This is a genomic window from Nitratireductor sp. CH_MIT9313-5 (assembly GCF_037029545.1).
Taxonomy (GTDB): domain Bacteria; phylum Pseudomonadota; class Alphaproteobacteria; order Rhizobiales; family Rhizobiaceae; genus Chelativorans.
In genome coordinates this window covers 794,176-812,854 of record NZ_JAYMER010000014.1, presented here as the reverse complement: position 1 = coordinate 812,854, position 18,679 = coordinate 794,176, and the positions used below count along the sequence as shown (strand labels likewise).

At 60.0% G+C, this 18,679-nt stretch carries 19 protein-coding genes, 1 tRNA gene and 1 riboswitch; of the genes, 5 read left to right on the top strand and 15 right to left on the bottom strand.

What is annotated here, in order from left to right; genetic code table 11:
• Window positions 1-129: 129 nt before the first annotated feature.
• From WA367_RS11435 to WA367_RS11415, 5 genes are all read right to left on the bottom strand, one after another.
• Window positions 130-804: a YcbK family protein gene (locus WA367_RS11435; RefSeq protein ID WP_336056864.1), complete on the bottom strand. Its 675-nt coding sequence runs from the start codon at window positions 802-804 to the stop codon at window positions 130-132.
• Window positions 805-877: 73 nt separating this feature from the next.
• Window positions 878-1,165 (bottom strand): DUF6127 family protein, encoded by a 288-nt coding sequence (locus WA367_RS11430; protein ID WP_023851444.1) that lies wholly within the window; start codon window positions 1,163-1,165, stop codon window positions 878-880.
• A gap of 19 nt (window positions 1,166-1,184) precedes the next feature.
• Window positions 1,185-2,261 (bottom strand): DUF2793 domain-containing protein, encoded by a 1,077-nt coding sequence (locus WA367_RS11425; RefSeq protein WP_336056862.1) that lies wholly within the window; start codon window positions 2,259-2,261, stop codon window positions 1,185-1,187.
• Window positions 2,262-2,271: 10 nt separating this feature from the next.
• Window positions 2,272-2,466 carry a hypothetical protein gene (locus tag WA367_RS11420; protein WP_336056861.1) on the bottom strand — a complete coding sequence of 65 codons (195 nt, stop codon included), beginning with the start codon at window positions 2,464-2,466 and terminating at the stop codon, window positions 2,272-2,274.
• A complete protein-coding gene (locus WA367_RS11415; RefSeq protein ID WP_336056860.1) occupies window positions 2,439-2,912 on the bottom strand; it encodes a hypothetical protein in 474 nt (157 codons plus the stop codon). The genes WA367_RS11420 and WA367_RS11415 overlap by 28 nt, the downstream gene beginning before the upstream one ends.
• A gap of 282 nt (window positions 2,913-3,194) precedes the next feature.
• Here WA367_RS11415 and WA367_RS18170 point away from each other — a divergent pair, with 282 nt between their 5' ends.
• A complete protein-coding gene (locus tag WA367_RS18170) occupies window positions 3,195-3,455 on the top strand; it encodes a YpsA SLOG family protein (RefSeq protein ID WP_442935558.1) in 261 nt (86 codons plus the stop codon).
• Window positions 3,449-4,153, top strand: a complete 705-nt coding sequence (locus WA367_RS11410) for a YpsA SLOG family protein (protein WP_336056859.1) — start codon at window positions 3,449-3,451, stop codon at window positions 4,151-4,153. Before WA367_RS18170 ends, WA367_RS11410 begins: the two co-directional genes overlap by 7 nt.
• 172 nt (window positions 4,154-4,325) lie before the next feature.
• Here WA367_RS11410 and WA367_RS11405 read toward each other — a convergent pair whose 3' ends face one another.
• On the bottom strand, window positions 4,326-5,957 hold the full coding sequence (locus tag WA367_RS11405) for a tyrosine-type recombinase/integrase (RefSeq protein WP_336056858.1): 1,632 nt from the start codon (window positions 5,955-5,957) through the stop codon (window positions 4,326-4,328).
• Between the two features lie 81 nt (window positions 5,958-6,038).
• Window positions 6,039-6,115 (bottom strand) — tRNA-Ile (locus tag WA367_RS11400).
• Between the two features lie 109 nt (window positions 6,116-6,224).
• Here WA367_RS11400 and WA367_RS11395 point away from each other — a divergent pair.
• Entirely contained in the window at window positions 6,225-6,950 is a 726-nt protein-coding gene (locus tag WA367_RS11395; protein WP_336056857.1) for an SIMPL domain-containing protein, read from the top strand.
• 101 nt (window positions 6,951-7,051) lie between these two features.
• Here the strand turns inward: WA367_RS11395 and WA367_RS11390 are convergent, their stop codons facing one another.
• The 3 genes from WA367_RS11390 to WA367_RS11380 all read right to left on the bottom strand — a co-directional run bounded on the left by WA367_RS11390 (window position 7,052) and on the right by WA367_RS11380 (window position 8,391).
• Window positions 7,052-7,399: a hypothetical protein gene (locus WA367_RS11390; RefSeq protein WP_336056856.1), complete on the bottom strand. Its 348-nt coding sequence runs from the start codon at window positions 7,397-7,399 to the stop codon at window positions 7,052-7,054.
• Between the two features lie 123 nt (window positions 7,400-7,522).
• Window positions 7,523-7,912 carry a nuclear transport factor 2 family protein gene (locus tag WA367_RS11385; protein ID WP_336056855.1) on the bottom strand — a complete coding sequence of 130 codons (390 nt, stop codon included), beginning with the start codon at window positions 7,910-7,912 and terminating at the stop codon, window positions 7,523-7,525.
• Window positions 7,909-8,391, bottom strand: a complete 483-nt coding sequence (locus WA367_RS11380; protein ID WP_336056854.1) for a YcgN family cysteine cluster protein — start codon at window positions 8,389-8,391, stop codon at window positions 7,909-7,911. The genes WA367_RS11385 and WA367_RS11380 overlap by 4 nt, the downstream gene beginning before the upstream one ends.
• A gap of 113 nt (window positions 8,392-8,504) precedes the next feature.
• On the opposite strand from WA367_RS11380, the gene WA367_RS11375 reads away from it, so the two are divergent.
• Entirely contained in the window at window positions 8,505-10,649 is a 2,145-nt protein-coding gene (locus tag WA367_RS11375) for an OmpA family protein (RefSeq protein WP_336056853.1), read from the top strand.
• A gap of 113 nt (window positions 10,650-10,762) precedes the next feature.
• Here the strand turns inward: WA367_RS11375 and WA367_RS11370 are convergent, their stop codons facing one another.
• From WA367_RS11370 to WA367_RS11350, 5 genes are all read right to left on the bottom strand, one after another.
• Window positions 10,763-11,731: a TonB family protein gene (locus WA367_RS11370; protein ID WP_336056852.1), complete on the bottom strand. Its 969-nt coding sequence runs from the start codon at window positions 11,729-11,731 to the stop codon at window positions 10,763-10,765.
• 1 nt (window position 11,732) lies between these two features.
• A complete protein-coding gene (locus tag WA367_RS11365) occupies window positions 11,733-12,506 on the bottom strand; it encodes an ABC transporter ATP-binding protein (RefSeq protein WP_336056851.1) in 774 nt (257 codons plus the stop codon).
• Window positions 12,506-13,495, bottom strand: a complete 990-nt coding sequence (locus tag WA367_RS11360) for a FecCD family ABC transporter permease (RefSeq protein WP_336056850.1) — start codon at window positions 13,493-13,495, stop codon at window positions 12,506-12,508. Before WA367_RS11360 ends, WA367_RS11365 begins: the two co-directional genes overlap by 1 nt.
• A complete protein-coding gene (locus WA367_RS11355) occupies window positions 13,492-14,268 on the bottom strand; it encodes an ABC transporter substrate-binding protein (protein WP_336056849.1) in 777 nt (258 codons plus the stop codon). Before WA367_RS11355 ends, WA367_RS11360 begins: the two co-directional genes overlap by 4 nt.
• A 113-nt stretch (window positions 14,269-14,381) precedes the next feature.
• On the bottom strand, window positions 14,382-16,373 hold the full coding sequence (locus WA367_RS11350; protein WP_336056848.1) for a TonB-dependent receptor plug domain-containing protein: 1,992 nt from the start codon (window positions 16,371-16,373) through the stop codon (window positions 14,382-14,384).
• 127 nt (window positions 16,374-16,500) lie between these two features.
• A riboswitch (cobalamin riboswitch) is annotated at window positions 16,501-16,708 on the bottom strand.
• 285 nt (window positions 16,709-16,993) lie between these two features.
• Between WA367_RS11350 and WA367_RS11345 the strand changes: the two genes are divergently transcribed.
• Window positions 16,994-18,643, top strand: coding sequence for an ABC transporter substrate-binding protein (locus WA367_RS11345; protein ID WP_336056847.1), 1,650 nt, complete (start codon window positions 16,994-16,996; stop codon window positions 18,641-18,643).
• Window positions 18,644-18,679 lie beyond the last annotated feature (36 nt).

The following is an 18,679-nucleotide window of genomic DNA, read 5'->3' as shown; positions in this document are numbered from 1 at the left end:
CCCCCCCCCCCCCCCGCCGCTGATTTAGGAATATCTGGAGGAACAGAAGGATCTCCAGTGCGGTGACGCCGTAGCGGAGCACCGTGCGCGCGCACGCCGATCCGGTAAGCGTCGCGACAAGTGCGCCGATCATCGCCGCCCCCGCTTCCAATCGTCGAGCCGAGCGTAGATCGTGACCGCGATCCCCCCGACAGCGACGGCGATGAACACCCAGCGCAGGGTGTCGAGATACGGCACAAGCGGTAGGATTGCAGATTGGGTCTCCGCCAAGACGCTCTGCGCGACCTCGACCCCGGCTGCGCCCAGCGTCGCCACGCCAGCCGCGCCACCGCCCTTCATGGTGCGGCTGTCGGCCAACACTTCGCGCGCGGGCGGCGTTTCGGCGGCGAAGGCAGTCGGCCGGACCGGGAACCGCTCGCCCCACTGGCGGGTGGGTCCGAGATCTATGTGCATGAATCCGGACCGCGGGTAGAAGCCGAAGCCGACGAAGCCGACCTCCCGCGCCGCCGCCTCGAACGCCACCGGGTCGTGGTTCGCCATGGCGATATCGAAGGCGGCGCCGTCCATGTGCTTCGAGCGCGTTGCGCCGCCGACGGCGCGGTTGTGCTCGGGGCTGCGATAGGCCGAGCGGACGATGAGCGGCTTGCCCAGCCGATCGCGCAGCGACTGAAGCTTGTCGAGCGCCGGCTCGTTGACCAGCAGCTTGCCGGTACCTCGGCAGGCGATTTCGGCTGGCGAAAAGTTCGGCCAGCGCCAGGTGTCCTCAGGCACGTTGCGCCAGTGGCGGTGGAATGTCGTCGTCATGGGGGTCCTCCGAAAACGAAAACCCGCCTCAAGGGCGGGTGCGGTTGGGCTGATGAATGGGGATGGGGCGCGGCTACGGGCCGCCGCCGAAGATCTTGAGCTTGATGGCGATGCCCGCGAGCAGCGCCAGCATGACGCCGGTGGTGATCATGCGGACGGCGGTCTGCATCGCAGTGCGGCGCACCAGCCGGATGCAGTCCACCAAAGAGCGCAGATCGCGGATGTCGAGCGCGGCCTCGTCGCCGTCGAGGCCGACATCGGCCAGCGCACGCTTCGCGCCTTCCTCGGCCGCGCGCGTCAGGATCGCCTCGAACTCGGCGTCGGGCATGCGCACGAAGCCCTCGGATCGGGGTGGTGTCATCGGAGCCTCCTTCTGCCGCTCAGCCGATCTTGCAGCCCCAGAAGGACGTGTAGTCGGCGGCGAAGTAGCCGTCCGCGACCCGGAAATATCCCTGCAGCTCGACGGTATCGCCTGCGGTCAAAAGGACCATGGTCTGAAGCCAAAGGGCGGTGGCCTCCGAAACATGATCGCCACTGATTTCCCCAAAGGAGCCGCGGATTTCAGTCGCGCCGTTCAGCACGAGCCGTCCGCGCATGCGGGCCGTGGCGCTGGCATTGATCTTGTAGATCAGCGTCGCGCCAAAGAGGTAGGTGCCGTCGACCGGGGCCACGAAGTGGTTGTTCGCGGCGTCGAAGGCCTCTTGGTCGTTATAGTCGGTGTTGTTGAGGACGATCTTCGTCCAGGTCCCGACGCCAACGTAGTTGTCGTAGTTAGTCCAGGCCTTGAACCGCGGGAGCCGAGGCTGGTCGACGATACCGTTGGCGTTGTCGACGCTGAGCCCGTCGAAGAAGGTGCTGCCGTCGGCCGAGACTGCCAGCCGGAAGCGGTCGGAGCCGAAGAGACCGACGAGCGCCTTGGTGACGAAGCCGGTCTGCAGCGTCAGCCCGAGATCGTCGCCCGCGGCCTCCTTGTTCATGGTGTAGAAGAGATCGCCGGTCCCGCCCTCGGCCACGGTCTTCGCGGTCCAGAGCGCGGCGTTCAGCTTGGCCGAGAACGGGTTCGACGCATCCGCCGTCGTGCCGAGCCCAAACAGCGCCATGTTCTGCAGCGCCGCCGGCGTTGACCCGATCCAGTCTGCGCCGTCGTAGACCAGCAGCAATCCTTCATCCTCGACCCATGCCCGCCACCCGGTCCGCGGCGGCAGGCGGAGCCAAGCCCCATCCGTCCAGAGCGCGACGTTCAGGTCCCAGCCCGCCCAGTCGCCCGTCGCGCCCGAGGCGACGATGTAGCGGTCGCCGTCGGCGGGGCTTCCGGGCGGCGCCGTCAGATCGCGGTCGAGGACGGAGAGCTGGACGAGTCCGTCGAGGATCCGCAGCGCCTCGTTGTGGGTGACATGCTTCTGGGCCTGCGCCGCCAGAATGTAGGGCAGCAGGAGATGGGTCGTGGCGTCGGACATGGGATGGCCTTCAGATTGTGAGCGTGACGGTCTTGGGCGCGCCCCGCCCGACGAGGGCGGAAAGCTGGAAGATGCGGATGAAGAGCGTGTCGCCGGGACCGCGCGGCGCACCCCAGTCGGCACTCTGCTGGGCGGCGGTGTAGACCGCGCTGGTGGTTGCCGTGCTCAGCAGCCGCTTCACGATCGCGCCGTCGAGGATTTCCACCCCTCGTAGGCTTCCAGCTCCTCGGCCAGCGGCACCTCGAGCCCGCCCCAGCTGTCGGCCGCCAGCGCGCGGGACCGGCGTGTCCAGCGGATCGTCAGATCGCCGGGCGCACGCGGGTTCCGCCAAGGCTGCTCGACATGTGCCACGGAGAACGGCCGAAGCCCGACGCCCGCAGGCGTGAAGGTCTGCGCCACATAGGTCTCGTCGCTGACCGGACGGCTCGCCGGGCCGATGCGCCAGTTCCACGGGATGCCGAGATCGGCCTCCGCGATCGGCAGCGAGGCGAGCGCGGTGTCCAGCACCACGACCCGCGCGCCCGTGGGTGCGGGGTTGCCCATGGCGCCCTCGGTGCCGCGGATGCGCTCGGCTTCATTGAACAGATCAGCGCGCTTTGTAAGCAGGCCGGTAATGGTGTAGTCGAAGGTATCGGTTCGGGCTGGCCTCATACCCTGGATTTTATGGGAATCCGCCTAAAAGTGCATCTAGGAAGTTGGTGCTTTTGCTACATAAGGCCGCAAGTTTGCCGTCACCCCCAATGAGAAGAAAGCACTTGCTGCAGGCGTCTGCGCTCATCTGTGGCAACAGGCCGTGAATGGTGTCTTTGCGCAAGCGGCATGAGTTTCGCAGCTCATTAGATTTGGACCAGGCAGCTTATGTCAGTCTGCTTATCACCCTGCTGTTAGCCGCCGCGTCAGAGATGTGGGACAGCTGGGAAGTCTATTGCCTGAATGGCTGTTATCCGCTTCAGCTTTGGCTTCGATCATTGCGCTCCGGAGTTTTCCTGTGTCAAATCCCGTTACAATCAGCGTTCTCAAGCTCCACTTGATCTAGGAAGCCTGTTTATGAAGATTATCACTGGTGGACAGACAGGAGTAGATCTGGGGGCACTCCAATTCGCACGCGCCCAGAATTTTCCCTATGGCGGTTGGGTACCGAAAGGTCGTTTGAATGAGGCCGGAACTATCGATACCGAGTATGAGACTTGGTAGAAGCGCCAACGAAAGAGAATGTTGAAAGGACATACTTGAACGTTGGTTCCAGCGATGGAACTTTGATTGTCACTGATGGGTCGACAAGCTTAGGAACCGAGCAAACAAAACAATTTTGCGGAAGCTTAGGAAAACCCTGTCTAGAAATTGATCTTGGAGGCACTTGGGCTCTCGCATCTAGACAGGTTCGTGAATGGATTTTGGAAACCAGACCCACCGTCCTTAATATTGCCGGACCTAGGGAGTCGGAAGCGCCAGGAATTCAACGTCGGACATACCAGTTTTTGAGTTTGGTGCTCTCGGTCTCGATAACAAGCCACTCCGATTGCCTGAACAACATGCGTCACTGGGACGCAATTCGATGGATAGTGCCATTTTGGTACATAACTGGTACATTAGCGTTGTTTGGCTCTTTGTTCGTGGTAGAGCAGGTGTCGCAAGCCCCTATTGCTTCTGCATTAGTATTCTGGTCTCTGGTTGGCTTGTGCTGTGCATTCTTGGTCTGGAAAACCATGAAGTTCCATGACGAGCAACGAAACATAATGATCGCACGGTTCGGTGTAGGCTCGCTGGATGCGCTTGCTGCAGTTGAATTCTCCGGAGCCAACGGGTGGCGCACGGCAACATTTTGGTTCTGGCTATTGATGATCGCCATCGCCGTATTCTCGCTTTCCACCGCTGTGGTTTTCATTCTCTAAGGTTGCGAACATAAAGCTTGTTCTCGAGTTCGTGCCTGCCACGAGGTCGCTGCGCTCACCTGAGATATTGTTGATTCCGATCAGCCATCTCTAACGAAGGAGACGGACGGCGTATCAATCAAATCTCTCTGGCGGAGTAGCTGTTGGCATCTTGAACCCTGATTGCAGGTATCTAATGTTTCAGAAAATTGCCAAACTCTATTCCGTTCGGAAGTTGCGCTCGCTCAATCTTAGCGATCTCCTCCGGTTGCAGGTATTTGAAACCGTAACGCGCCCCTACGCTGTCGGGCGCATGGCCGCACTGAAGATCTGCGGTGCGCGCGTCTGTTTCTGTTCGGAGCCACGCCTTCGCATTATGCCGCAGCGAATGGAAAACCTCGCGTTGGCGGTTCCGGATGCCTAACTTGCTCATCCAGTTTGCCATGCGCTTCTGCGCTGCATCGGCTGGGTCCTTCGCTTTATGGAAATCCGAGAACAGGTACCCCTGTTGTTCTTGAGCCCAGCTGATGAAGCCGCAGTCGTGGAGCAATCGGTGTAGTGCTACGATCCGCTTTGACGATTTGGTTTTCAGCGGCCGCTTCACGGTCACACCATCCACGTCCATGTCTCTGCGAAGATCGACAATCAGATGGCCTTCATGCAGGACTAGATCGCTTGCGCGCAGATAGACGATTTCACTTAACCGCATTCCAGTCAGGAGCGCGAGCAGCGGGACCCAGCGGCGGTGCGGCTCAGATTGACTGGCAGCATCTTTCAGCCACTTGTTTATAGCTGATGAAGAAAGCCCCTCGCGGTCAATGGGGAGTGCAGCACTTTTCGGCATTGTGACAGAAGCGGCACCTAGATCTGCTACACCCTCTACGGATGCCGTAGCCTTCTTCCAGGTAGACTTAACCTCGCTCAAACAGCCGTTGATTGAGCTGGTCGAGAGACGTTGTATTGCTCTAGCGCCCATACGGTCATTACGATCTGCCACCTCGCGAAGCGACAGGCCTTCGAATTGTTTATACTTCCTACGATTAGTAGGAACTCTGCCCATAACTGTGGCATATTCCTGAAGATGGATCGGACGGTAATGGCGCAGAGGATAGTCGCCAACGATATCTAAAAAGGCCTCGACGGATGAGATGACGCGCTCGGCATACCTATTGCGGTTGCCATCAGCTTCTAGAGCTTCTCGTCTGGCTTCCAGAGTCGGCTTAACAGCAACGCTGAGCAGCGTCTCTTTGTTGATGTACTCGCCGCTTGTCGGTGCATCTTCAGGCGCATTGGGCGGTGGAACAGTACTTGCCGCTGCTGGTGGCGTTAGCGTGCTGGCGAGTTTCACGATCCTTTCGTATGTAGAACGTTCTGCTTCCCATACGAGTTTATCCTTCTGTAGTTCGTTCCCGAGTGCTTCCAGTCGTTCCCTGAAGGCTTTTGTCGCGTTACGTTCCGCCTGTAGGCTCAGTTCACGCGCGGTCTTGCGGCGGCTTTCGAGTTGAGCCATTTCTTCGGGAGTCATGTCATCCCACTTCGGTGCTGCGTTAACCATCCGCAAGCCGAGAGAGAACTCCTTCTTTTCGAGCATGCGCATCTCTTCCGCAAGAGCTGTCAAGCTCTTGCTGAGAGCCTCACCTGTCATGCCTACCTCCTCCATCATGAGGCGAGCTGATCCAGCCAGGATCGTTGCTCGTCGTTGGGCTTCGCGTGCCGAAAGCGGCCCCAGTGGAATTCTTAGAGGAGACTTTCCTAATTTTTTCACCTGCTGTGCAGGGATTCGCATCTGAAAGACGTAGCCGGACTTCCTGCGCCAAAGATACATGTGACCCTCGCTGTGTACATTTGAGTGTACGCAAGGAGCCAAAAACGCGCATACATCGTTCTAAATCAATGACTTAGAAGATGGTGGGCCCGGAGGGACTCGAACCCCCAACCAAGCGGTTATGAGCCGCCGGCTCTAACCAATTGAGCTACAGGCCCGGTGCGGGATGGATTAGTGGCTTTTTTCTGCCGGCACAAGATGGCGGTGCCGCATTCATCCCATAATCACCACCTAAATCGAGCTTCTTCATCAACCCAGGAGTTTTCCATGAACCGTTCGCTCATGCCGCTGATGCTCGCTGCCTCGCTTTTTGCCGTTCCCGGCGCGGTGGCGCAGGAGGCTTCGCAGCCACAGCCGAAGATTTCCGTGACGGGCGAGGGAGAAGCAACGCTCAGCCCCGACATGGCGCTCATCACGCTGGCAGTCGTTGAGGAGGCGGAGACTGCGCGTGAAGCGATGGATGCCAATAATGCTGCCATGGCGGCGATCATCGCGAAGCTGAAGGAAGAGGGGATTGAGGCGCGCGATCTCCAGACGAGCGGCCTGTCCATCAACCCGCAATACGTCTATCCGAACAACCGCAATGATGAGGAAAAGCCGCGTATTACGGGCTATCAGGTGACAAACCAGCTTAGCGTTCGCATTCGCGATCTTTCAAAGGTAGGCCAGATCCTCGATCAGTCCGTCACACTGGGCGTGAATCAGGGCGGTCAGATCAGCTTTACCAATGAAGACCCTTCGGAAGCCTTGACCGAGGCACGCAAGCGTGCAGTCGAAGAGGCCATGGCCAAGGCAAAGACCCTGGCAGATGCTGCCGGTGTGACGCTTGGTAATGTCATCGAGATTTCAGAGCGCATGTCGCGTCCACAGCCAATGCCGATGGCCGGCAAGATGATGCGGGCCGAAATGGCCGCCGATTCGGTGCCGGTCGAAGCGGGTGAGAACAGCTACAGCGTTCAGGTCGAGGTGACCTTCAGCCTCGGATCGCAGTGAACGCGGCTCATTGAAACGAAGGAAGCCCCGCCGAAATTTCCGGCGGGGCTTTTTCCTATCGGCGGGCAATGGGGCATGCCTGCCTCAAGGATCGGCGAAGTCTAGCGAATGACGGGGCAATGCGGGGCGCGGGCGAAGACGATGCTGTCGCGGCCATAGCGGGTGCGACCGGTCACGCGAATGATGTTGCGATTGGCGCGGGTAATGCGTGCACGGCGCATGCCCAGGCGTTCGGCCTTGCGCAGCGCACGATGTGGCGTGCAGGCACGATAGCGGCGGGGTGCAGGGCGGTAGTGACGGCCACGGTCGCCAACATAGAAGCCACTGCGCGAGCCATCCGACCCGAAGCTGAAATAGATACCATCGGCCTTGGCTGCGGTCGGCATGGCTGCGATCGACCCAAGACCCATGACGGCGGTAAGGGCGGCAATCTGAAGTTTGCGGAACATGGTCTCTCTCCTCTGCAATGCTTTTGCGTAATGACGAGGAGAGAGTGGCTTCATGAGCCTGAACGGTTTTGGAACCAGGTGTTCATGCCGCGTTCACGTGACAAGGCCTGGCGTGCGGCATGCTTAGGCGGTGGGCCGCTCGTAGCGGGTCATGCGGGTGATCTTGCCGTTGTCGATCTCGAAGAGAATCGCCCCCTGCAGCGTTACTGAAGCGCCACGTATCTGTTCGGGCAGGTCGGGGCTGTCCACATAGTGGCGGGTCAAGGTGAATTCCGCTGCAGCACGTATGCCACTTTCCGCGGTCATGATCTCGAGATCGGAGACGTGGAACCGATAGTGCCTGCCGGTTTCTCCAAGATGCCAGCGAAGCTTCTCGGCTCCAATGACACGTTCTTCGCCCGGCAGGTCGATTGCTGCATCCTCCGAGAAAAGGGCGCTTGCAGCGTCCCAATCCGCAGCGTTCAGCGCGGTCAGAAAACGCTCAATGAGACTGCGTGTCTCGATCTCGCTCATGGTTCCTCCTGCAGCATGTGATCAAGATAAGCTTCCACGTCATCAAGCTCCTGCTCCAGGGCACTTACCTTGCCACGCACGGAGATGCCTGCCTCATGCACTGTTTCAGCTCTCCCTGAGACAAGCGGATGCCAGGAATAAAGTTCCTTGCCCTCCGCCACGAGTCTGTAGGCGCAGGTGGATGGCAGCCATGCAAGACGGGTGACATTCTCGGGTGTCAGCTGAACACAGTCAGGGACAGTGGCCAAACGGTTGGCATAATTTGAGCAGCGGCAGGTGCCAGCATCGAAGAGGCGACAGGCGACGCTGGTCCAGTGGATTTCGCCGGTGTCCTCGTCTTCAAGCTTGGCCAGGCAACATTTTCCGCAGCCATCGCAGAGCGCTTCCCACTCCTGGGGCGTCATCTGCGAAAGCGACTTGTTTTTCCAGAATTCGTTCATCTCGTGGATGTGGCCTTTGCGGGCGGAACCGTCAAGCATTCCTGAATGAATGGTTCAGTCGCGGTTCATGAGTGAATTGTTAGGTGAGGAACCAAGCTTGGACCTTGGAACTTTAGAGGTCGAAGGGATTGGACCCCAAAGGAGTCACTTATATGAAACGTGCATCCCATTTCCTGGCTGGAACAGCGCTGTCGCTCCTGATGGCAGCTCCGCTTGCCGCGCATGCCGGCCAGCGTTCTGTCGGGGCGGAGGCAAACGCGCCCATCATACTTGCTCAGGCTAACGGCAAGGGCAATGCGCAATCCGGTCGCAAGTGCCCTGAAGGCGAAGTGCCGCGGGGCCCAGAGAATGAATGCGTTCCCAAGGACGAAGAGCCAGCGCCTGCAGAAGAACCTGCGCCAGCGCCCGTAGAGGAGCCAGCGCCGGCACCGGTTGAAGAACCGCCCGCAGAAGAGCCTCCGGCAGAAGTTCCGGCTGAGGAGCCGAAGCAGGAAGTGCAGCCGAGCGAACCTGCCCCGGCAGAAGAAGCCGCACCTGCAGACGAGGCGCCCGCTGCTCCTTCGGCCGAACCCCAGGCTTCCGAAGCTGAGGAAGCGCCGGTGGAAGAGGATGCACCCGCTGAGGTCGAACAGCTCGAAGAACCTGCTGCCGAAACTACACCTGAAGTGCCTGCAGACGAGCAGGCCCCGGCTGTAGACGCACCTGCAGAAATGCCGGCTGAACAGACCACGCCGGAAGAAGCTCCTGCTTCCGAGGCTCCGGCTGCGCCTTCCGAGGAACTGCCGGCCGAGGCTGGGGAGACTTCAGATCCTGCAGCATCAACGGTGAACGAGCCTGCACCGCAGGAAGCGCCGGCTTCAGAAGAGGCAAGTGAAGAAGTCAACCCATCGGCAGCTGATACGGAAGCTACACCAGAGGCGCTGCCTGCCGATCAGTCGGGCCAGGGCGGTGAAGCACCCGCAAGCGCCGAGACGCCCGCAGTAGGAGCTGAAGGCGAAGCGGAAGCTGGCGCCGAAGTACAGTCAGAACCTGCTGCTGATGCCGCAGGCGAAACAGAAGCAGATTCCGGTACTGAGGGAGAAGCCGCCCCGACGGAAGCGCCTGCTGCTGCCAGCGAAGAAGCTCCGACCGGACCAGATGGCGCAACTCCCGTTCTGGATAGCCAGAAGGAAGGTGCGGCAGGTGCACCCAAGGCTGATGCTGATGCAACAACCAATGCTGAGGCTGAGGCGAGCACCAATGAAGAGGCTGCTGACGAACCGGCTCCACCACCGCAGGACGACCAGAGCGCACAGCATACGCAGATTGCGCCTGAGGAGCTGCAGCAGGATATCCAGGAGATCGTCGAGCAGGAAGGACAGGTCATCGAGCTCGGTGAAACCCGTGAGGAGCGTGCTGCTGTTCTCCAGGAGCGTGTCGAGCAGCGTCGGGATGACGTGCAGATTGTCGAGAAATACGAAGACAACCGCACCATCATCCAGGTGAACAACAACTACTTCATCGAGAGTCCCGATTACGACCGCATCGTGCTGGACGAGGACCGGGTCTATTATGAGGAGTTGCCCAATGGTCGTCTGCGCGAGGTTGTGGAACGCCCCGACGGCACCCGACTGATTACCGTGCGCAATCGCTATGGCGAAGTTGTGCGCCGCGTGCGCATCACGCCGGAAGGTGAGCGCTACGTGCTCGTCTACGTGCCGGACGACCGGATGGATGAGGTGATCCGCTTTGAGGAGGTCGGGGCTGATCTGCCGCCGCTTCGCCTGACGATCCCGGTTGAAGAGTATATTCTTGAAGCCGAGCGTGTTGAGGATCCGCAGTTCTACTACACCTTCCTGGAACAGCCGCCTGTGGAGCAGGTCGAGCGGCTCTATTCGCTCCAGGAGGTGAAGTATTCCTCGCGTATCCGTGACAAGGTGCGCCGCATCGATCTCGACACGATCGAATTCGAGTTCGGCTCGGCCCAGATCGACGAAAGCGAGGTCGATGAGCTTGAAGCGGTTGCCGCGGCGATGGAAAAGCTTCTGGCGCAGAATCCGGCCGAAACCTTCCTGATCGAAGGTCATACGGATGCTGTGGGCAGCGAGCAGGCCAATCTGGCGCTCTCTGACCGCCGCGCGGAATCAGTGGCGCGTGCATTGACGAATGTCTTCGGCATTCCGCCTGAGAACCTCGTTACGCAGGGCTATGGCGAGCAGTATCTGAAGGTGAATACGCAGCAGCGTGAGCGTGAGAACCGTCGCGTTGCTATCCGCCGCATTACCCCGCTGGTTGCTCCGGTAGCCAGCCGTCAGTAGGCGCTTACCAGCTTCCGGCGCTCTGCCTGCAGGGTGCTGGAGGAGCCTGGCCGGTTCCCTCTATCGGTCGGGCTCCACGATCGGCCCGGATGCTCATGCATCCGGGCCTTTTTTTATGGCTTGAAGCGGAGTGTGACCGAGAAGCTGATCGTTGATCCACCAACGCCCTGCGGGGGGCGGGGATAGGGTGCGGCGCGTCGTGCCGTCGCAACGGCAGCGTCGTCAAGAATACGGTGGCCGGAACTGCCGGCCACACGCGCGCCAACCAGCGATCCGCTGCGGTTGATGGTTATCGCAAGTCGCGTTGCGCCAGAGATGCGTTTGCCTGCCGCTGCACGCGGATAGCGCTTGCGCCGCTCCACATGTCGCAGCAGCTTCTTCGCATAGGACGCCTTGGCTGCAGGTGATGCCTCACGTGCGGCCTGGCTCGGCGTGCTGCTTGGGGCTGCTTTCCGTGTTTTGCGCGCGGCGCTGCCTGCCGATGGCTTTTTTCTCTGGGGCTGCGCCTTTCGTGCCTTGGCCCTTTTGGGGGGCGTTGTCTTTGTGGGCGTCTTTTTCGTCTCGCGCGGCTGGCTGGCGTTCTGGACAGGCTTTGGCTTTGGTGGTGTCGGACGCGCAGTGGGGACAGGGGCATTCTCGCGCGGCAGAAGGACGAACGCTTCTTCTTCGGGTACCGGCTTCACGCTTTCAGCTTGTTGCGGAGCTGCCGGTGTCGTCTCTTCGGCTTGAACGGGAGCACGGGCCAGGGACCGCGCTGGCTGTACCGGTTGGACGGGTGCCGTGTCAGGGACAGGGGAAACCTGCTCCAGATCGGCGACCGGCTCTACCGCTCTGGCTGCGGTCTCTTCCTGGTCGTTGGTGTTGGGCGCCACTGCCGAGGAGGCTTCGACCGGCGATATTGGCGTGACCGCGTCCTGCGATGCGTTCTCCAGGACGATTTCCAGCATTGCAGGTGCTGGGCCTTCCACTTCTCCGCCGGGCGGCAGCTTTTCGGACAGCCAGTGCAGGACGGCGGCATGAGCCGCGATCGACAGAATCGTTGCCACCACCAAACCGGAGCTGCGGGGCAGGAACCGGCGCATTCTAGCGTTCCACCAGATCAGTGGGCGTAATGACGAGACCATCGGCGCTATGGGCAATCTGTGTTCGGACGCCGTAAACGGTTGCAAGTCGCTGGCGGGTGAAGACTTTGTCCGGCCGACCTTCATCTGCCACGCTGCCCTTGTCGAGCAGGACCACGCGATCGCACCAGCGGGCAGCCAGAGTGAGGTCGTGGAGAGACACAAGAACGCTGCGACCCTGACTTGCGAGCCTGCGCAGTGCCTGCATCAGCATTATCTGATGAGCCGGATCAAGGCCCGAGGCGGGCTCGTCAGCGACCATGAGCGGGGTTGTTTGCGCGACCGCTCGCGCCGTCAAGACACGAGCTTGTTCGCCGCCAGAAAGCTCCGAGGCGATCCGGCTTGCCAGATGCTGGGTGTCGGTCAGTTCAAGGGCGGCTTCAATTGCTTCGCGGTCCGTTGCACTTTCGCGGGTGCCGAATGCCCTGAACGGCATGCGGCCAAGTGCCACCAGATCCCGCACGGTAATGCGCCAGCCTATGGTGCGCGTCTGGGGAAGATAGGCCACCAGCCTGGCCCGTTCATTTGATGAAAGCGCTGCAGGGTCTTTTCCATCAATGGAGATGCTGCCGTCGTGCAACTGCAGATGCGTGATGGCCCGCATGAGGGTGGACTTGCCCGCTCCATTGGGCCCCAGGAGCCCGACCACTTCACCGCGGTTCATATCAAACGAAAGGTTGTCGACCGCCTTTTGATCGCCCAGCTTCACCGAGAGGTTTATGATGGAGAGCACCATCACAGCATCTCCCGTCGCGCGCGCGCCACAAGCCACAGGAAGAACGGTGCTCCGATGAGCGCGGTGAGCACGCCGACATTCAGCTCGCCTGCAGGCAGGATCACGCGGACCGCGACATCGGAAGCCAGTAGAAGCGCGGCACCGCCAAGGGCAGATGGCAGGAGCAGGGCGCTGGGCATTCTGTTCGTCAGCGGGCGAATGAGGTGAGGGACGACCAGCCCGATGAAGCCGATGGTTCCGGCAACAGCTGTTGCTGCCCCCACGCCGAGCGCCACACCTGCAACGATGAGCAGGCGCGCGCGGGGCATGTGGATGCCCATGCTGGCAGCCGCTTCCTCGCCAAGCGACAGGGCGTCGATCGCGCGGGCGCTGGCAGCGATCAGCAGCCCGCCGATTACCATCAGGGGTGCGGCAATCCACACATGATCCATGGAACGGTCCTTCAACGCACCCAGGAGCCAGAAGATGATCTCATAGGCTGCGAACGGATTGGGCGAGAGATTGAGGACCAGGGACGTAAGAGCGCCTGACAGGCTGGAGAGCGCCACACCGGCAAGGATAAGGGTAAGCGTGGAGCCGCCGCGTGCTGAAAGAGCGAGCAAGGCTATAACGGCGATGAGTGCGCCCATCAGCGCACCGGCAGGCAGGGCGTATAGCGCGCTGCCGGCAAGACCCGAATAGAAGACAAGCACGGCGCCGAAGGCGGCTGTTGAAGACACGCCGATAATGCCGGGTTCTGCCAGCGGATTGCGCAAGAAACCCTGCAGCACGGCGCCTGATAGGCCGAGCGTGAAACCGATCATCAGTCCAAGCAAAGCGCGGGGCAGGCGAATTTTACGCATGATGATCGCTGCTGCTTCGCCACCGCCGGCAAACAGGCCGTGAAAGCTCTCCCTGAAGCCCAGTTCTGCCGGACCCACGCCAAGTGAGAGGATGAACAGAAGCAGCATCAGGACGAGAAGTGAAATATTGAGGCGCAGCGCGGTCATTGCGCCTCCCTTTCGCGCCTGCATGGGGCAATTCTGCGGCGCAGCTCCACAAGTGCGCGAACGGCAAGGATCGTCGCCGGGCTTGCACAAGACAGTGTACCGTCAGGAATGAAATCACCGATCAATGTGTCCGGCAGGGTCTTCAGCGCAGGATGTCGCGGAACCATTTCCCCCAGTGTGGGTGCATTGCCTGTTGCCGATGAGGTGACAATGACATCGGGTCGGGACTCGATGACCGCTTCGAGAGGGAAGGGGCCGACACCGTTCAGGCCCTGTTCGGCAGCAAGATTTCGAAAGCCGGCTGCTTCCATCACCGAATGGGCGAGGGTTCCAGCTCCCGGAGAAACCCCGTTCTGGTCATAGATCAGCATTGTGGGCGCGGGGCCGCAAAGTTGCTGCCTGGCGGAAGACAGTTCGTCCTCGAATGCTGCTGCCAGACGCTCTGCTTCCTCCTGACGTTCAAGAAGCTCACCCATGCGGCGGATATCGGCGGGGATGGCTTCAAGTTGCTGGTTGAAGCCGAATTCCTCCACGCGGAAACCAAGCTTCTTCAGAAGCTGGGTCGTGTTGTGCAGGGAAAAGGTACCGGTGACCACAAGGTCGGGAGAGGCGAGGAAGACCTCTTCTGCCCGACCATGATTGATGGGCAGGGCTTTCGCCTTTTCGTGCTCAGGCGACATGACCGGCTCACGCGCAAGGAATGAAACCGAGGCCAGCTGGCTGGGCGCGGCCAGGGCCAGGGCAAGCTGGTCGGTACAAAGATTGAGCGACATGACCCGCTGCGGCTGAGCTTCAGCCAAATCAGAAAAAACCGGCGCAGCAAGAGCTGCGCCGGCGATAATCGCTAAACCGGAAAAGAAGGATATGGGTTTCCGGCGTCTGACCATTACTGTCCGAACTTGGCTTTGAATCCGGCGAAGACCGAGATACCCGGCGTGCCGTAGCCGCGCGCGGTCTGATAATCCTGATCCAGCAGGTTCTCGCCGCGCAGATAAAGCTCCGTGTCCTCGGTCGGCTTGTAGGCAACCTTGGCGTTCAGGAGAAAATAGTCGTCGAGTTCGACGTCTTCTGGAACGCCTCTATATCTTGTGCAAGAGGTCGGGGTGAAACTGGGAGCGGGGTAGCAGGTAGTGTCGTAGGGCTCACTTCCTACGGTGATCCTGTCTATCGCGCCGATCGGGATGTTGGCTGACGCTGCGAGGGTCCACTTCTCCGCTGGCCGCGCAACGATAGACAAGCCCACGCTATGCTCAGGTATGCGAACCGCGCGAGAGCCATCAGGGTTTTCCGAGTCAGTAAACGTATAGCTCGCGCCAACATCCAGCCAGTTCGTAGCCTGCCAAGTCAAGGATGTTTCAATACCCTTCGACCGCGTTGTCCCGACAGACTGCTCGTATGAGTACGTGGAATTGTCGTAGATGATCAGGTTGTCGATGTCGAGCATGAAGAACGTGGCATCAGCAACAAGTCGGCCATCTAAGAGCGTTTGCTCGATACCTGCGTCGAAGCTGAAGCTCGTTTCAGGTTGCAGGGCGGCATTTCCAGCATAAGGTGCGAAAAGCTCGTAGAGGCTCGGCGAACGGAAGCCGGTTCCAACCGAGCTGTGCAGACGCGCTCCGAAGTCCTCGAACAAGTACGAAGCCGTTGCGCGATAGGTTGCGTGACCCCCGAACTCGCTGTGATGGTCGTATCGCAAGCCCCCCGACAGTACGAAATTAGGGGCGACCTCACCAATCGCTTGGCCCCAAATGCCACTCATGGAATGCGAGTCGTCTGTATCCGTTCCATAGTTGTCGGTAACTTGAGCGTTTTGCCGCTCATGATCGGCTCCGAATTGCAGTGTGAGCCAGTCATTTGCCTCGAGCGAACCTTGGTAATCGGCTTTGATGCGCCTGCCTGAATAGCTGGCGTCGAAGGGGCCGAAAAGCGGATGGGACGAGGTTATGTCTCGGTTCATCTTAGAAGCTTGAACGGAGAAGGAGTTCTTCAGGCGGCCATCAAGCAGATTTACGTTGAACCCCATTCGGCCTGCCAGCTGCTCGCTGAGATTGGTGTTGATGAGGTTGTCCGACGGTTCGAATAGCTCGCCGGTGATCGAATCGACATAGCGATCATCATCAAACTCCGCCTCACCATCAATGTAGAGCCCCGAGCCAAACACCGAGAACATGTCGCTGAAGGCATGCTCTGCAGCAATGTCGAGCGTGATGTTTTCGTAGCCGTCGCGTTCCGTGCCTGCGGCTGCGGCGGAAATGCCGTCGGTGCGGTAGCCCGTAGCGTTGAAGGACAGTCGGCTGTCGCCGTTGGAAGCGCGCAGGCCGTAGGAGCCGCGCGCGGTGCCGAAGGAGCCGCCTTCGCCGGAAAGTAGATGCGTTACACCCGGTTCGACTTCGCCGAGGGTGGAAAAGCTGACCACGCCGGCAATGGCTTCGGAGCCGTAGAGCGTGCTCTGGGAGCCCTTCAGCACCTCGATGCTGTCGAGGCCGCCGGAAAGCAGATACTGGTAAGAGGTCTGAACCTGCGTGTTCGTCGGGTCCGAAATGTCGATCCCGTTATAGAGCGTCTTCACATAGCGCTTTGGCGCACCGCGGATGGCGAAGCTGCCTTCCGCACCCGGTCCGCCGGTGCTGGAGATGGCGACACCCGGCACCCGGCTCAGATAATCCGCGACCAGCGGCTGGCTCTGCTCTTCAATCTGCTTCTGATCGATGACCGTGACGCTTGAGCCGGTCTTCGACAGTTCGGTCGGCGTGCGGTTGGGCGTGACGACAATTTCGCCGAGGTCGAGGTCCTGTGCGCTGGCAGTGTTCGCCATGGCGCCAAGGCAGATGGCGGATACGGTGGTGGTGAGAGCCTGGCGGCTCAAGGAAAATCTCATGTCGTGCCCCTCGCGACGATCAAACGCTACAAATGCCGGAGAGAGCAGACCAGAAACGGCTTGTGCCTCGCCAGCGATGACTAGTCGCCACCACTGCTAGACACAGCCCCGACAGCTTCCCGCAGTCGGTAGGTGACGTTTCGAGGCAGGTTTCCTGGCTTGCGCGTCATCGATTGGCTCGCCTTCCCAGGTCTTCACCCAGTGGCATGTGAGTTCAATCTCGGCGCATACAGTTGCGGGAGCAGCTACGGCTGAGGCGAAATGCCTTTTCCGTATTCCCTTTTAACTCCGGCTTCCAAAGGTGAAGCTGGAGCACCTCGAACGGCGCGAGGATTACCAAGTCGTAAATGTGGCGTCAATCTGTCACGGGCGACTCGAACTGTGCACCGCACAAAGCTCGTGAAAAAGCGACCAAGACTATCGCTTTTGCGTCAAAAATGTCGCAAACTCATCAGTTGAAAGGGCTTTTCGCCTGCCGGACAAGGCCGCCACGGGTGGATTGGAAGCTTTGCAAGCTGGCAATCATCGGCTGCGGCAGTGGGAGATCTGGCAAGGGTGGGAAAGACCGGTGCCTGTGCTGCGGGCCACGAACGAGAAGCATAATGAGTGGGAGTGACTACATGAAATTCTTCAAAAGCAATGGTGGACGCGTGCCAGACAAGATTGCGGCACTTGCCGGTGAGGCAAAGGCTGGCGTCATGGATCGTCGCGAATTCCTTGCTCTTGCCAGCGCCTTCGGTGCGACCACGGCTGGCGCTTATGGCATGCTCGGCTTGGCTGCGCCCACTCCGGCAGCCGCGCAGGAGCCCAAGAAGGGCGGCGTTCTGCGCGTGGCAATGATCGTCAAGGAGCCGAAAGATCCGCGCGTTGCAGACTGGTCGGAAATTGCCAATGCCATGCGTCAGACACTCGAACCGCTGGTGAAATATACCCGCGACTTCACCTTCGAGGGCCGTCTTCTCGAGAGCTGGGAAGTCAATGAGGATGCCACGGAATATCTGCTGCATGTGCGCCCGGGTGCGGAATGGAACAATGGCGACAAGTTCACCGCGGATGATGTGATCTACAACATCAAGCGCTGGTGTGATGCGGGCGTGGAAGGAAATTCCATGGCCACCCGCATGGTTTCGCTGGTTGACCCAGATACCAAAAAGGCGCGCGAGGGTGCCATCGAGAAGGTCGATGACATGACCGTCAAGCTCGTGCTCAACGAGCCGGACATCTCGCTCATTCCCGGCATGGCCGATTATCCGGCGCTCATCGTGCATCCAAGCTTCGATGAGACGGGTCGTGATTTCGTTGCCAACCCGATCGGCACGGGGCCGTTCGAGCTCGTCTCCTACGAGGTGGGCAACCGCGTGGAACTGAAGAAGCGCGAAAACGGCAAGTGGTGGGGCGGTGAAGCCTATCTTGATGGCATCGAGTTCATCGACTACGGCACCGACCCGTCCGCCATGCTGAGCGCCTTCGAGTCCGGAGAGGTTCATACCAATTACGAAACCACGGCCGATTATGTGGACATTCTTGACGGTCTCGGCCTTGAAAAGTCTGAGGTGGTGACCGCCAACACGATCGTTGCACGCACGAATGTGGGTGCCACGCCCTATGACGACCAGAAGGTGCGCAATGCGTTGCAGCTTGCGGTCGACAATGCGACGGTTCTGGCGCTGGGTTACGGCAATGCGGGCGAGGTGGCCGAAAACCATCATGTCTGCCCGATCCATCCCGAATATGTCGAATTGCCGAAGATCGAGCGCGATATCGAGAAGGCCAAGGCTCTCATGGAAGAGGCGGGCCAGATGGATTACGAGCACACGCTCATCACCGTTGACGAGGATTGGCACAAGAATACCGGCGACGCCATTGCCGCACAGCTGCGCGAGGCCGGTTTCAAGGTGAACCGCGAGGTTCTGCCGGGTTCGACCTTCTGGAATGACTGGACGAAATATCCGTATTCCATGACCAACTGGAACATGCGCCCGCTTGGAATTCAGGTGATCGCGCTTGCCTATCGGTCGGGCGAAGCCTGGAACGAGAGCGGCTATTCCAGCGAGGAACTCGACAAGATGATCGAGAAGGCGCTGACAATCCCGGATGCCGAAGAGCGCAAGACCGTGATGAAGGATATCGAGCAGCATCTGCAGGATTCCGGCATCATCATTCAGCCCTACTGGCGCAAGATCTACAATCATTCCGCGCCGGAAGTGATGAACCACGGCATGCATCAGACCTTCGAGATCGACCTGGCAGAGGTCTGGCTCGACGCCTGAGGCCGTTCGGCAACTTTGATGGTGGGGGCCGGGCTC

Excerpts from the sequence above, each read along its gene's own strand:
- WA367_RS11395 (WP_336056857.1), top strand. The coding sequence starts at position 6,225 with ATGAACCGTTCGCTCATGCCGCTGATGCTCGCTGCCTCGCTTTTTGCC.
- WA367_RS11435 (WP_336056864.1), bottom strand. The coding sequence starts at position 804 with ATGACGACGACATTCCACCGCCACTGGCGCAACGTGCCTGAGGACACC.
- WA367_RS11380 (WP_336056854.1), bottom strand. The coding sequence starts at position 8,391 with ATGCTTGACGGTTCCGCCCGCAAAGGCCACATCCACGAGATGAACGAA.
- WA367_RS11350 (WP_336056848.1), bottom strand. The coding sequence starts at position 16,373 with ATGAGATTTTCCTTGAGCCGCCAGGCTCTCACCACCACCGTATCCGCC.
- WA367_RS11405 (WP_336056858.1), bottom strand. The coding sequence starts at position 5,957 with ATGTATCTTTGGCGCAGGAAGTCCGGCTACGTCTTTCAGATGCGAATC.
- WA367_RS11375 (WP_336056853.1), top strand. The coding sequence starts at position 8,505 with ATGAAACGTGCATCCCATTTCCTGGCTGGAACAGCGCTGTCGCTCCTG.
- WA367_RS11390 (WP_336056856.1), bottom strand. The coding sequence starts at position 7,399 with ATGTTCCGCAAACTTCAGATTGCCGCCCTTACCGCCGTCATGGGTCTT.
- WA367_RS11370 (WP_336056852.1), bottom strand. The coding sequence starts at position 11,731 with ATGCGCCGGTTCCTGCCCCGCAGCTCCGGTTTGGTGGTGGCAACGATT.
- WA367_RS11345 (WP_336056847.1), top strand. The coding sequence starts at position 16,994 with ATGAAATTCTTCAAAAGCAATGGTGGACGCGTGCCAGACAAGATTGCG.
- WA367_RS11365 (WP_336056851.1), bottom strand. The coding sequence starts at position 12,506 with ATGGTGCTCTCCATCATAAACCTCTCGGTGAAGCTGGGCGATCAAAAG.
- WA367_RS11385 (WP_336056855.1), bottom strand. The coding sequence starts at position 7,912 with ATGAGCGAGATCGAGACACGCAGTCTCATTGAGCGTTTTCTGACCGCG.
- WA367_RS11360 (WP_336056850.1), bottom strand. The coding sequence starts at position 13,495 with ATGACCGCGCTGCGCCTCAATATTTCACTTCTCGTCCTGATGCTGCTT.
- WA367_RS18170 (WP_442935558.1), top strand. The coding sequence starts at position 3,195 with ATGGCTGTTATCCGCTTCAGCTTTGGCTTCGATCATTGCGCTCCGGAG.
- WA367_RS11415 (WP_336056860.1), bottom strand. The coding sequence starts at position 2,912 with ATGAGGCCAGCCCGAACCGATACCTTCGACTACACCATTACCGGCCTG.
- WA367_RS11425 (WP_336056862.1), bottom strand. The coding sequence starts at position 2,261 with ATGTCCGACGCCACGACCCATCTCCTGCTGCCCTACATTCTGGCGGCG.
- WA367_RS11355 (WP_336056849.1), bottom strand. The coding sequence starts at position 14,268 with ATGTCGCTCAATCTTTGTACCGACCAGCTTGCCCTGGCCCTGGCCGCG.
- WA367_RS11430 (WP_023851444.1), bottom strand. The coding sequence starts at position 1,165 with ATGACACCACCCCGATCCGAGGGCTTCGTGCGCATGCCCGACGCCGAG.